14 protein-coding genes and 1 tRNA gene are annotated in these 12978 nt (G+C 65.1%); 8 read left to right on the top strand and 7 right to left on the bottom strand.

Annotated features, from left to right (window positions below; translation table 11 throughout):
- The first annotated feature begins 50 nt into the window (after positions 1-50).
- A complete protein-coding gene (locus SKP52_RS12180; protein WP_228383627.1) occupies positions 51-731 on the top strand; it encodes a prolyl hydroxylase family protein in 681 nt (226 codons plus the stop codon).
- A gap of 109 nt (positions 732-840) precedes the next feature.
- Here the strand turns inward: SKP52_RS12180 and SKP52_RS12185 are convergent, their stop codons facing one another.
- A complete protein-coding gene (locus tag SKP52_RS12185; RefSeq protein WP_187337253.1) occupies positions 841-1581 on the bottom strand; it encodes an SIMPL domain-containing protein in 741 nt (246 codons plus the stop codon).
- A 399-nt stretch (positions 1582-1980) separates the two neighbouring features.
- Here SKP52_RS12185 and SKP52_RS12190 point away from each other — a divergent pair, with 399 nt between their 5' ends.
- A complete protein-coding gene (locus SKP52_RS12190; RefSeq protein ID WP_039580896.1) occupies positions 1981-3756 on the top strand; it encodes an ABC-F family ATP-binding cassette domain-containing protein in 1776 nt (591 codons plus the stop codon).
- Between the two features lie 144 nt (positions 3757-3900).
- Here SKP52_RS12190 and SKP52_RS12195 read toward each other — a convergent pair whose 3' ends face one another.
- Positions 3901-4383: a DUF6456 domain-containing protein gene (locus tag SKP52_RS12195; protein ID WP_081997557.1), complete on the bottom strand. Its 483-nt coding sequence runs from the start codon at positions 4381-4383 to the stop codon at positions 3901-3903.
- 88 nt (positions 4384-4471) lie between these two features.
- Here SKP52_RS12195 and SKP52_RS12200 point away from each other — a divergent pair, with 88 nt between their 5' ends.
- Both SKP52_RS12200 and SKP52_RS12205 read left to right on the top strand, forming a co-directional pair.
- Complete coding sequence (locus tag SKP52_RS12200) at positions 4472-5032, top strand: helix-turn-helix domain-containing protein (protein ID WP_039580898.1); 561 nt, start codon at positions 4472-4474, stop codon at positions 5030-5032.
- On the top strand, positions 5033-6208 hold the full coding sequence (locus SKP52_RS12205; RefSeq protein ID WP_228383628.1) for a glycosyltransferase: 1176 nt from the start codon (positions 5033-5035) through the stop codon (positions 6206-6208). It begins immediately after the preceding gene.
- Positions 6209-6271: 63 nt separating this feature from the next.
- Here the strand turns inward: SKP52_RS12205 and secF are convergent, their stop codons facing one another.
- The 3 genes from secF to yajC are packed head-to-tail and all read right to left on the bottom strand — an operon-like array spanning position 6272 to position 9263.
- Complete coding sequence (secF, locus tag SKP52_RS12210) at positions 6272-7252, bottom strand: protein translocase subunit SecF (protein WP_039575036.1); 981 nt, start codon at positions 7250-7252, stop codon at positions 6272-6274.
- Between the two features lie 12 nt (positions 7253-7264).
- A complete protein-coding gene (gene secD, locus SKP52_RS12215; protein ID WP_039575038.1) occupies positions 7265-8878 on the bottom strand; it encodes a protein translocase subunit SecD in 1614 nt (537 codons plus the stop codon).
- Between the two features lie 55 nt (positions 8879-8933).
- The gene (gene yajC, locus SKP52_RS12220) at positions 8934-9263 is read right to left on the bottom strand and encodes a preprotein translocase subunit YajC (protein ID WP_052208205.1); all 330 of its coding nucleotides are present in this window, start codon (positions 9261-9263) and stop codon (positions 8934-8936) included.
- Positions 9264-9541: 278 nt separating this feature from the next.
- Between yajC and SKP52_RS12225 the strand changes: the two genes are divergently transcribed.
- Positions 9542-9618, top strand: a tRNA-Pro gene (locus tag SKP52_RS12225).
- Positions 9619-9646: 28 nt separating this feature from the next.
- Positions 9647-10390 carry a sulfite exporter TauE/SafE family protein gene (locus tag SKP52_RS12230; RefSeq protein ID WP_039575040.1) on the top strand — a complete coding sequence of 248 codons (744 nt, stop codon included), beginning with the start codon at positions 9647-9649 and terminating at the stop codon, positions 10388-10390.
- Between the two features lie 37 nt (positions 10391-10427).
- Here the strand turns inward: SKP52_RS12230 and SKP52_RS12235 are convergent, their stop codons facing one another.
- Positions 10428-10760, bottom strand: coding sequence for an EF-hand domain-containing protein (locus SKP52_RS12235; protein ID WP_039575042.1), 333 nt, complete (start codon positions 10758-10760; stop codon positions 10428-10430).
- Between the two features lie 97 nt (positions 10761-10857).
- Complete coding sequence (locus SKP52_RS12240; RefSeq protein ID WP_039575044.1) at positions 10858-11835, bottom strand: NADPH:quinone oxidoreductase family protein; 978 nt, start codon at positions 11833-11835, stop codon at positions 10858-10860.
- 71 nt (positions 11836-11906) lie between these two features.
- Between SKP52_RS12240 and SKP52_RS12245 the strand changes: the two genes are divergently transcribed.
- Positions 11907-12476, top strand: a complete 570-nt coding sequence (locus tag SKP52_RS12245; RefSeq protein WP_052208207.1) for a glycoside hydrolase family 108 protein — start codon at positions 11907-11909, stop codon at positions 12474-12476.
- Positions 12477-12537: 61 nt separating this feature from the next.
- Positions 12538-12951, top strand: a complete 414-nt coding sequence (locus SKP52_RS12250; RefSeq protein ID WP_039575047.1) for a holin family protein — start codon at positions 12538-12540, stop codon at positions 12949-12951.
- The last annotated feature ends 27 nt before the right edge of the window (positions 12952-12978 follow it).

Consider the following 12978-nt stretch of genomic DNA (forward strand, 5'->3'; position numbering starts at 1 on the left):
CCCGCTCGTCAAGCATTGTTCGCACGCGCTTCCCTGCTAAAAAGCGCGCCATGGCTGCGAATGAACATGTCGACATGGCGACCTCGGGCGCCGACCGTACCGCCGAACGGCTCGCCGCCGTGCCGGGTATCCGCCGCGCGCCGACACCAAAGCTGCAACAGTTCATGCTGCCCGGCTTCCTCGACACCGAAACTTGCGCTGCGCTGATGGCGCAGATCGACCGCGACGTGCGGCCGTCGACGATCGCCGACCCGAACGGCGACAAGACGTTTCGCACCAGCACGACCTGCGACCTCGACCACCGCGACCCGATCGTGGTCGCAGTCAACAACCGCCTCCACGACCTCACTGGCATCCCGCGCGAATATGGCGAACCGATGCAGGGCCAGCGCTACGACGTCGGGCAGGAATTCAAGGCGCACACCGACTATTTCGACCCGCACGGCGCCGATTGGGAAACCTATTGCGCGATCCCCGGCCAGCGCAGCTGGACGCTGATGATCTATCTCAACGAACCCGATGCCGGCGGCGCGACGCGCTTCCTTGCGACGGGCAAGATGCACCAGCCCGAAGCCGGCAAGCTGCTCGCGTGGAACAATGTCCATCTTGACGGCACCGCGAACCCCGACACGCTCCACCACGGGATGAAAGTCCGCAAGGGCCGCAAATATATCATCACCAAATGGTTTCGCGAACGCCCATGGCCGTGGGCCGAGGGGGATCTGGGCTAGGCCCACCAAATAAAATCCGCTCGCATCGAGCGAAGTCGAGATGCCCATCGGCATTTTGCACCTTCAGGGTGTCTCGACTTCGCTCGACACGAACGGGATAGGTCGATTATTATTTCACCAACCGATACTGGAAGTTCAACGTCAACGTGTTGCCGACCTGACCCGGCTCGACCGGCGTGGCCTTTGCGTCCATCGCCTGAACGCGCACCATCGGCATCGGTGGATTGGGGCCAAAGCTGCCGCCCTCGCTGATCGACACCAGCTCGACGCCGCGGAAGCCCGCAAGACGCGCATAATCCTGCGCCTTCGCTTCAGCCGCCTTGATCGCGGTGCCGCGCGCGCCGACCAGCTGGGCATCGGGATCCTTCATGCCGAACGACGGGCCGTCGATGTTGGTGCCACCCGCGGCGACCAGCGCATCGAGCAGCGGACCGATATCTTCGATCTTCGACGTCGTCACGCGGACGCTGTTCGACACCTGATAGCCCAGAAAGCGCGGCGGCTGGCCGTCGGTGCGGTTGTTATAGTCGTACTGCGGCGCCAGATTGATGCCGCTCGTCTGGATATCCTCGGCCTTGATCCCGCGTGCTTTCACGGCGGCGATCAGCTTGTCCATCGCGGCGGCATTGGCGCGCATCGATTCGACCGCGGTCGGCGCGGTCGTCGTGACGCCGGCGCCGACGGTCGCCTGGTCGGGACGCGAACGCACTTCCTCGCTGACCGAGAAGGTCAGGATCGGACCCTGGGTCGTTGCTGCTGTCACCGTCGAACCTCCCTGCTGCGCGAGCGCGGGCGTTGCCGCCATCAGCGCCAGTCCGCTTGCCATAACGGCGAACATTTGCTTCGTCATTTCATTCTCCTGTGAACCGGGGTTCCGGCCGTTTCGATCTCCGCCCCGTAACGCAGACGGAACAGACCCGTTCCGGCCTTTGTGCGCAGCGCGCTTGCATGATGCTGAACGTGTCGGTAGCGCGCCGTTCATATGGGTCAGGGTCTGTTTCTTGCGCGTCCGAGGTTTGAAGCGATTTCGTTCAGGGCGAGGAAGCGGGGCGCAGGCATATGACTATATTCCAAGGCGCGCTGACGCTGCCATGGACGAAATCGATCAAATCCCGCAGGGACGTCGAAATGGCTTCGATCTCGACTCCGTGCGCCCTTGCAGATGGAACCACCATCCGCGGCGGCCGCACGAAGCCGATATCTTCGCCATTTCGACGCCTCGGACGCGCAAGAAGCAGACCCTGACCCAATGGCAGCACCGATCTTATCTTATGAAGGCCTCGGCCTCGTCCAGGGCAGCGGCTGGCTGTTCCAGGATCTCGACATCTATGTCGGCGAACGCGACCGGCTGGCACTGATCGGCCGCAACGGCGCGGGCAAGACGACCTTGCTCAGGCTGCTCGCTGGGCAGATCGACGCCGACAAGGGCAAGCGCGTGATCGTGCCGGGCACGCATGTCGTGATGCTCGAACAGGAACCCGATTTCTCGTCGTTCGCGACCCTGATGGATTTCGCCATCGCGGCGCCCGATGCGCCCGAGGCCTATGAGGTCGCCGCGATCGCCGACCAGCTCGGCATCGACATGTCGCGCACCGCGTCCAGCGCCTCGGGCGGCGAACGTCGCCGCGCCGCGCTCGCCCGGGCGCTCGCGCAGAACCCCGACGTGCTATTGCTCGACGAGCCGACCAACCACCTCGACCTCGCCGCGATCGACTGGCTCGAAAGCTGGCTCGCGCGCTACACCGGCGCGTTCGTCGCGATCAGCCACGACCGTACCTTCCTCACCCGCCTGACGCGCCAGACCTTGTGGCTCGACCGCGGCAGCATCCGCCGCAAGGAAATCGGCTTCGGCGGTTTCGAGGAATGGAGCGACGCTGTCGCCGCCGAAGAAGCCCGCGCCGCCCAGCGCCTCGATTCGAAATTGCGGCTCGAGGCGCATTGGCTCGAACGCGGCGTCACCGCGCGCCGCAAGCGCAACCAGGGCCGGCTCGAAAAGCTCAAGGAAATGCGCGCAACCCGCGCCGCGATGATCGGCGGCCCCGGCGTCGCCAAGCTCGGCCTCGCCAACGACGACGTCCGCTCGAAATCGGTGATCGTCGCCGAGGGCGTGTCCAAAAGCTTCGGCGACCGAACGATCATCAAGGATTTCGATTTCCGCGTTCAGCGCGGCGACCGCATCGGCATCGTCGGCGCGAACGGCGCGGGCAAGTCGACCCTGCTCAAGCTTCTCACCGGCGAAATCCAGCCCGACAAGGGCAAGATCATCCTCGCCCCGACGCTCGACGGCATCGTCATCGACCAGCAACGCAGCCTGATGTCGCCCGACAAAACCGTCCGCGACATCCTCTCCGACGGCGGTGACTGGATCGAAGTGCGCGGGGTCAAAAAGCATATCCAGGGCTATTTGAAAGAATTCCTCTTCGACCCCGGCGTCATCGAGGCCAGCGTCGGCGCACTGTCCGGCGGCGAACGCTCGCGCCTCCTCCTCGCGCGCGAATTCGCTCGCGAATCGAACCTGCTGGTGCTCGACGAGCCGACCAACGACCTCGACCTCGAAACGCTCGACCTCTTGCAGGAAGTCATCGCCGACTATGCCGGGACCGTGCTGCTCGTCAGCCACGACCGCGACTTCCTCGACCGCACCGTCACGGTGACGCTCGGCCTCGACGGATCGGGCAAGGTCGATATCGTCGCGGGCGGCTATGCCGACTGGGAAGCGAAGCGGACCAAGCCGAACAGCGTCAAAGCCAAGGCAGCGACCGCCGCACCGCCGCCCTCGCCCACCGCGCGCAAAAAGCTCAGCTATAAGGACCAGCGCGACTACGACCTGCTGCCAGGCCGCATCGAAGAGATCGAAGCCGAGATGGCAAAGGCCGAAACCGAACTCTCCGATGGCAACCTGTTCGTTCGCGACAACGCCCGCTTTAATACGCTGACCGCAAAACTCGATACATTGCGCGCAGAAAAGGCGGCCGCCGAAGATCGCTGGCTGGCGCTGGCGGAGGAAGTCGAGGGCTTGGCCTAGCCCGCATCGTCATCCCGGTCCCCTCTTCTCTTTCATGGACGCCGTGGCCGCTAACGACCGATAGTTGCCATAAAGCCCTCTCCCTTTGGGAGAGGGTTGGGTGAGGGTGTCTGAGGTTCGTTTTCGTCGTCGAGTGCCGATCCCTCACCCCGTCCCGTAAAACCGCGCCAGCCGGTCGAGCGCCAACCCCAGCACCAGCTTCCCCGACCGCGCCGGCCACCCCAACGCCTTCTCTGCACCCCCAATCCCTTCGCCGCCGCAGATCACGCGCCAGCAGATATCCGCCAGCCCCGGCCCCACGGCGTCGAGCGCCGCATGAAAACGCCGGTGCGCGTCGATCCGCGCCAGCGACGCGTCCGAAGCCTGCGCCCCGCCCCGGCTCTTCCCCGGCGGCGCGGCATCCCAGCGCATCGTCACCCGCGCCGACAGCCCTGCGCGCTCATAATCGGCGCGGAGCCTCTCCCCCGCACTCAACTGCGCCGCGCTAAGCAACCCCCGCGATGCCAGCCACGCAATTGGGCTTTCACCGACATTCACCGTCACATGCCGCATCACCTGCGGCCCCGTCTTGCCCGGATCGATCCGGTCGTCGGGGTGAAGGCGGGTTTCGAGGCGGCGTGCGGTCATGCGATTCTCCTTGGTTTGCACGCCGCACTTGACACTGGAATATTTTGTAGGAAAGAAGAAACCGATTTGGTTATTTGAGGGTTTTGCGATGATCAACAGCATCCGCTCGGTCCGCCGCGCCAAGGGCCTGACGCTCGAAGAAGTCGGGCATCGCTGCGACCCGCCGACCACCGCCCAGACGATCGGCCGCCTCGAAACCGGCACGCGCACCCTCACGCTCGGCTGGATGAACCGCATCGCCATCGCGCTCGGCGTCGATGCCGCTGAACTGGTGCAACTCCCCCAAGACACCCAGCTTACTATCACCGCACTCCTCGGCGCCGAGGGGGCTCAAGCGCCGACGCGCGTCGAACAGGCGCTCACCGCGCGCCCGGGCGAAGATATGGTAGCGGTGCGCGTCACCTCATCGATCGGTGACTATCGCGCCGGCGACGAAATCTGGTGCCGCCGGATCGAGGGCGACTGGACGAACGCGCTCAACCGCGACCTGCTCGTCCCCCGCCCCGCCGGCCGTTTCTTCTTCGCCCGCCTGCTCAACGTCGACGGCGAGAAACTCCACCTCCTCCCGCTCGGCACCGGACAGCGCCAGCAGGTCGTCAGCAATCCGCCCTGGGCCGCGGTCGCCGTCCGTCTGTTCCGCACCCTCTGAGTGCCCACCGCAACGCCCTTGCGCGTCCTGTCGATCGCAACGCTTTTCCCCGACGCCGCGCGGCCGAACTTCGGCCTGTTCGTCGAGAAAAGCCTGCGCGCGCTCTCAGCGCAGCCGGGCATCGACCTCACGATCGTCGCGCCGGTCGGCTTGCCGCCCTTTCCGCTCTCGCTTCACCAACGCTACCGGGCGCTGCGCGACCTGCCGCATAGCGAACAATGGAACGGCCTGACCGTCCTCCGCCCGCGCTTTACGCTGATCCCGCGCTACGGCGCCCGTTTCAACCCCGCGCAAGTTGCGCGCTCGGTTCTCGCGGCCGTGCGCGGCCAGTGCTTCGACGTGATCGACGCGCAATTCTTCTACCCCGACGCCCCCGCCGCGATGCGCGTCGCAGCGACACTGAGCCTCCCTTTCTCGGCCAAGGCGCGCGGCGCCGATATCAGCCACTTCGGCCATGACCCGGCAACGCGCTCGCAGGTGATCGAAGCGGGCGCGAAGGCAGCTGGCCTCCTCGCCGTCTCCGAAGCGATGCGCGGCGACATGGCCGCAATCGGCCTCGATCCGGCCAAGATCGCCGTCCACTACACCGGCATCGACACCGCGCGCTTCCACCCCGGCGACCGCGCCGCAGCGCGCGCGGCGCTCGGAGTGCACGGTGCCGCGACGATCCTCACCGTCGGCGCGCTTATCGCGCGCAAGGGACAAGCGCTCGTGATCGAAGCCATGCCGGCGCTACCCGGCGTCGACTATTGGCTCGCCGGCGCGGGCGAAGAGGAGGGCCGCTACCGCGCGCTCGCGCAGAAACTCGGGGTCGGAACGCGCGTTCATTTCATGGGCCCCGTGGCGAACGCCAACCTCCCCCAGCTCTATCGGGCAGCCGACGTGGTCGTCATGCCCTCAGCCAGTGAGGGGCTCGCCAATGCCTGGGTCGAGGCGCTCGCCTGCGGCACGCCCATCGTGATCAGCGATGCGGGCGGCGCCTACGAACTGCTAACAACGCCGGTTGCGGGCCGGATCGTCGATCGCACACCAGGCGCGATTGCCGAAGCCGTGCAGGCCATTCTCGCAAACCCGCCCGCGCCTTCGGACGTCGCGGCGACCCTCGGCGGGCGGTTCGACTGGGATCGCAATGGCCGCGAATTCGCCGCGCATCTGCGCCGCTGCGCCGACCTCTAGATACGGCAACGCCGGCCCACCTCGAAAGGGGACCGGCGCCAATTTCACCCGAATGAAGCCGGCTCAGACGACCGCACCGTCGTCCTTGCGTTCAACGCGCTCGCCGCCGTCCATCCCCGCCGTCGTGCGCGGCACGAAGCTGTGCGGACCGACCTTCAGCCACACCAGCACCGGCGTCGACATCAGCACCGACGAATAGCCGCCGATAAACACGCCGAACAGCATCGCCGCGGTAAAGCCGAAAATCACGTCCGGGCCAAAGAGCAACAGCATGCCGAGCGCCAGGACCATGGCGACCGTCGTCATGACCGTGCGCGACAGCGTTTCGTTGATGCTGAGATTGAGTAGCGGAACGATCTCCATCTTGCGATATTTTTTCAGATTTTCTCGAATGCGGTCGTACACGACGATCGTGTCGTTGAGCGAATAGCCGACGATCGTCAGCAGCGCCGCGACGCTGTTCAGGTCGAACTGCATCTGCGTCACCGCGAACAGGCCGAACGTCAGCGACACTTCGTGAAACAGGCGGCCAAGCGCGCCGACACCGAACTGCCACTCGAAGCGTATCCATATATAAATGGAAATGCCGAGGATCGCGAGGCCCAGGCTGATCGCCCCGGTGCGGATCAATTCGCCCGACACCTTGCCCGAAACGGTTTCGACCGAACCGGTCTTCGCGGTCGGGAAGGCCTTTTGAATGCCCGATACCAGCTGTTGCCCCGCGCGCTCGGCGGCGGACTTGTCGCCGTCGGGAAGTGCGGTGCGGATCGACACCGCCTTGTCCGACCCGAACTGCTGGATCGTCGCTTCACCAAGGCCGATGTCGCCGACCTTTTCGCGAATTTCGTCGATCGGCGGCATCCCCTGGGTGAATTCGACGCGGACCGACTGGCCGCCGACGAAGTCGACGCCGAGGTTCAGCCCCTTCACCGCGACCAGTGCAATCGACACCGCCACGAGGAAAAAGCTCATGAACGAGGCGACTTTCCGCCAGCGCAGGAAGTCGATATTGGTGTCGTCGGGGACGAGTTTCAGCAAGCGCATCGTTTCGCTCCCTTAAATATTGATCGACGTCGGGCGCTTGGTCCGCAGCCAATGGGCTACGAACATGCGCGTGACGGTGACGGCGGTGAAAACGCTGGTGACGATGCCGATGGTCAAAACCACGGCAAAGCCCTTGATCGGGCCGGAACCGAACCAGAACATCAGCGCGGCGGCGATGACGTTGGTGACGTTAGCGTCGAAAATTGCGCGGCTGGCTTCGGAATAGCCAAGCTCCACGGCCTGGAATATCTTTCGACCGCGCTTCAGCTCTTCGCGTATGCGTTCGTTGATGAGCACGTTGGCGTCGACCGCGGCGCCGATGGTGAGCACGAAGCCCGCGATGCCCGGCAGGGTCAGCGTCGCGTTGAACGCCGCCATCGTCGCGATAATCAGGAAGACGTTGAAAGCGAGCGCGATGCAGGCATAGACGCCGAAGCGGCCATAGACGACGAGCATCAGCACCAGCACCGAAACCGTTGCGATAATGCCCGCGATCGCGCCCTTGCGGATCGAATCGGCACCAAGCTCCGGCGTCACCGTGCGTTCTTCGACAACGGTCATCTTCACCGGGAGCGCACCCGAACGGAGCGAAATCGCCAGCGCATTGGCGCTCGCGACGCTGAAGCTGCCCGAAATCTGCGCGCTACCGCCCAGGATCGGCTCGTTGATCGACGGCGCCGACAGCACTTTGCCGTCGAGGACCATCGCGAAACGCTTGCCGACGCTCTGCGCCGTCACCTTGGCAAAGGTGCTCGAACCGCCCGAATCGAACCGGATCGACACGACCGGCTGGTTGTTCTGCGGGTCATAGCTTTGCTTGGCGTCGATCAACTGCTCGCCGCTGATCATCACCTGGCGGCGCAATACCTCGAACGGCGCCCCGCTGCCCTCGCCCTCGGCATAGGGGACGATCTCGCTGCCCACGGGAACGCGGCCCGCGGCGGCTTCGGCTGGATCGGCGTTGGCGTCGACCATGCGGAATTCGAGCCGCGCGGTCTTGCCGATCAATTCCTTGAGCGCCGCAGGGTCATCGAGCCCGGGGACCTGCACAACGACGCGGTCGTCGCCCTCACGGATGATCGTCGGTTCGCGCGTGCCGAGCGCGTTGACGCGCTTGTCGATGATGTCGCGCGCGGTATCCATGGCGTTCTTGACCGCCTGCGCCTGTCCGGCGCTGGTCGGGGTCATCACGATCCGCGCCGAATCGATGACGTTGATGCTCCAGTCGCGCTGCCCGGTCAGCCCGGCGCCCTGCGTCTCGCTGAACAAACGCTCGCGTGCAGCGTCGAGCTTCGTCTGGTCGCGAACGAGGAAGCTGATCTTGCCGCCCGCAGTCGACAGTTCGCCGATCGCGATATCGTCGTCGGGGCCGCTCTCGCCGCGCATCGCGGTGCGCACGGTCTTTTCCATATTCGCCAGCTGCGTCTTGCGCAGGTCGACGATGTCGGCCTCGAGCAGCAAATGGCTCCCGCCAGCAAGATCGAGGCCCAGATTGACCTTCGCCTGCAGGAAGGACGGCAGGCTATCCATCGTCTTCTGGGGCAAGAAAGTGGGGATCGAGAAGATGATACCGAGCAGCAAGATGATGCTGATACCGATGGTCTTCCAGCGCGGGAAATCGAGCATGGTCTAAAGATCCGATAGCAAGAGCGGGACCGCAACGGGCGCGGGCTCCGCCGCGTCAGTCGTTGGCGGGCTTGCCACCGGGCTGCAGGACGTCGGCGAGAGTCGACTTGACGACCTTGATCTTCACCCCCTGCGCGATTTCGACATCGACGAACTCATCGTCGACGCGCGTGACCTTACCGACGATACCGCCGCCGGTCACGACCTGGTCGCGCGGCTTGACCGCCGCGACCTTGTTGCGATGTTCCTTTGCGCGAACCTGCTGCGGGCGGATCAGGAAGAACCAGAACACCGCAAAAATCAGCAGATAGGGAACCAGCATCAGGAAACCGGCAGCCCCGCCGCCCGATCCGGCCGCCTGGGTCAGAAGCAATTGCGTCGACATGGATGAAAAACTTTCCGTTCGTAAGCAGCGCCAAATTCCCCTCCGGAACCGGCACGCAAATATGGCGCGGCGCCTATCACGCAGGGAAGATGCGCGCAACCGGTCGCTGCGCTCCTCCCCGCGCGCCCAAGGCCAAGAACTTGGGGAAGCGCCGCCGAAATGGGAATCATGCCCGCCATATCAAGACTGCGGGCCCGATCGATCGAAAGCAAGCCATCGCCGCTTGCATCGCCCGCCAACCCGCGCTAGGGGCCTCGCCTGCCCTTAAGGGGGCCGGTCGGGACGTAGCGCAGCCTGGTAGCGCATCACACTGGGGGTGTGGGGGTCGGAGGTTCGAATCCTCTCGTCCCGACCAATTTTACCGTCACCAAAGGCGAGGAACGATGCAGGCAAGCGCGCTGATCGTAATCGCCGCCTTCCTCACATCGATCGTGTCGGGCGTTTTCGGGATGGCCGGCGGCATCATCTTCATGGGTGTGCTGACGTGGTTACTGCCCGCCGCACTCGCGCTGGCGCTGCACGGCGTCATCCAGTTCGCGTCGAACCTATGGCGCTTCCTGATCCATCGGCGGCACGTCGTCTGGTCGGTTCTCATCTGGTTCGGGCTCGGATCGGTCGCTTCGCTCGGCTTTTTCTCGCTGGTGCTCTTCGCGCCAACCAAATTCCTCGTTTTCCTGGGGCTGGGCCTCACGCCGATCCTAGTCTGGCTCCCCGAAAGATGGCTGCGGCTCGATGCGAGCAATCGTTGGCATGCGATCGGCGGCGGTTTCGTATCGAACGGCCTGTCGCTCGTCTCGGGAGTGTCGGGTCCGGTGACCGATCTGTTGTTCGTGAATACCACGCTCAATCGCCATCAGGTCGTCGCTACCAAGGCGGTGATGCAGGCGATGGGCCACGCATCGAAGATCCTCGTCTACGGCGGCCTGCTGCTGGGCGCCGCGGCGCGCGAGGCCATCGCGCTTCCCGCGACCCTCATCGCCGTCGCGGCGTCGATGGCGGGCATCATGGTCGGCGGCTATATCCTCCACCGGATCAGCGACGCACAATTCCGCAGCAGCCGCCGCTGGATCGTGACCATCGTCGGCGCCGCCTTCCTGTTTCAGGCGATCCGGATCGCGCTGGCCTGACAAGGCGGGGCGACCAAAAGGCCGCCCCGCACAACAGTCAGTTCGCGTCTAGCGGCGCATCTTCGGGCGGCGGCGGCGCGGCGCGGGCATTGCGCATCGCTTCCATTTCGGACTTTTCGATCGCGCCGTCGCCGTTCGAATCGATATGCTTGATGAAGGCGTCGACCTTCTCCGGCGAGGCCATCGAGGGATCGCCCTGCCGCTGTGCCCGCATTTCGGCCATTTTGGTGATCTCGGCCTTGTCGAGCTTGCCGTCGCTGTTGCTGTCCAGCATCGCAAAGATGCGGCCACCGTCCTGCGGCGGCTGCGCGGCCGCGATGCCCGGCACAGTCAGGCCGATCAAAGCGGCCATCATCGTCAATTTCTTCATTCCATGTCCTTTGGTCATATCGGCAATAGCGCCGGGACGCCCCGGAGCGGACATGGCATTTCGCGTGTCGCAAAACTATGGCAGCGGTTTCGGCTCGTCACGGTTTCAGCACGACCTTGCCCACCACCTCGCGCCGCTCGAGCATCGCAAAGCCCTCGCGCCAGTCGGCAAGGTCGAGTGACGCATGGACGTGCGGGCAGATTTTCTCCGCCGCCGCCAGCGCGTCGATCGCGGCGATATTCTCCGCGCCCTGCTCGGGAAAGCGCCGTCCATATTCGCCGGCGCGCACCCCGACGACCGAGAAGCCCTTGATCAGGGGCATGTTCACCGACAGCTCGGGGATGCGGCCCGATGCAAAGCCGACGACGAGCAAGCGGCCGCCAAAGGCGATGCAGCGTGTCGACTCGTCAAATATATCGCCGCCGACGGGATCGAAGATGACGTCGGCGCCCGCCCCGCCGGTCAATAGCTTCACCGTCTCGCGAAACCCCGGCGCGCCGTCGATCACCGCATCGGGACCATAGAGCCGCGTGATCGCCGCGCGCTTCTGTGCGCTGCTCGCCACTGCGATCACCCGCGCGCCCATTGCTTTGGCAAGATCGACCGCCGCCAGCCCGACACCCCCCGCCGCGCCATGCACCAGCACCCATTCGCCGGGCTCGACGCGCGCGCAGCGCACCAGCGCGACATAGGCGGTGAGGTAAGCGACCGGATAAGCCGCAGCCTCGTCCCAGTTCAACCGTTCGGGCTTCGCGCGCAGCGCCGTCGCCGGGACAGTGCAATATTCGGCCATCGCACCAAAACGATTGCCGCCAGCCACCGCGTCGCCCGGGCGCCACGCAGTCACGCCCTCGCCCACGGCGTCGACCTCGCCCGCAAATTCCAGCCCCGACACGAACGGCAGGTCGGGTTTCAGCTGATAGTCGCCGCGCGTCATCAACAGGTCGGGGAAATTGACCGCCGCCGCGCGCACGCGCACGCGCACCTCGCCCGGCCCCGGTTCGGGCAGCGGCACATCGGCCAGCGTCGCGCCGCGATGATCGGACAGCAATTCGCGCACCTGCAATGCCCGCATGGTGAAAACCCTTTCCTACAATATTCCAATATGGTTCGTTTTGACCGTTCAACAAACCAAAGGAGCGAATCATGCCACGACCCGACCCATCGGCCTGCGATGCCGACGCGTTGATCGACGCCGTCATCGACCGCGAAGGCCGATATGTAAACCACCCCGCCGACCGCGGCGGCCCGACCTGCTGGGGGATCACCGAGGCGGTCGCGCGCGCCGAGGGCTATGCCGGCGCCATGCGCGATCTGCCGCGAAGCGAAGCCGCGTCCATCTATCGCCGCCTCTATTGGCTGCGCCCCGGCTTCGACAAGGTCGCGCTACGCGCACCCAAAATCGCCGCCGAGCTCTTCGACACCGGCGTCAACATGGGAACAGGCACCGCGGTAGCTTTCCTCCAGCGCGCGCTCAACGCGCTCAACCGTACCGCGCGCGACTATCCCGACATTGCGGTCGACCGCGATATCGGCCCGCGCACATTGTCGGCGCTCGACGGTTTCCTGAAGGCGCGCGGCAAGGGCGGCGAAACCGTCCTCCTCCGCGCGATGGAGGCGCTGCAGGGCGAACGCTACATCGCGCTCGCCGAACGCCGTCCTTCCCAGGAAGCCTTTCTCTACGGCTGGCTCGCCAATCGCATCGGCGACGGTTGACGCGCCGCGGCGCGCCATTGGGCTGAACTTCCCTGAACTTTGAACAGACAGGAGAACCGGAATGAGCATTATCGAAGGCTTGATCGGCCCCATCGCCAAGTTGATCGACAAGATCATCCCCGACCCCGAAGCGCGCGACCGCGCCAAGCTGGAACTGCTGAAAATGGAGGGCAGCCAGGAAATGGACGCGATCCGCACCCGAATGACGGCGATCGTCGCCGAGGCGAACAGCGCCGACCCCTGGACCAGCCGCGCGCGGCCGAGCTTCCTCTATGTCATGTATGCGTTGTTGCTCTGGGCGATCCCGATGGGCCTCATCGCCGCAGCACGGCCCGAAATGGCCAAGGGCATCGCAGAGGGCATGAACGCCTATCTCGCCGGGATTCCCGAGCCGCTCTACGCGCTCTTCGGCACGGGGTATCTGGGTTACACCGCCGCAAGGGCGTGGGGGAAAGCCAAGGGGGTCGAGGGCTGATTTCCCCGTGCCCCTGCGAAGGCAGGG

Source organism: Sphingopyxis fribergensis, from assembly GCF_000803645.1.
GTDB lineage: Bacteria > Pseudomonadota > Alphaproteobacteria > Sphingomonadales > Sphingomonadaceae > Sphingopyxis > Sphingopyxis fribergensis.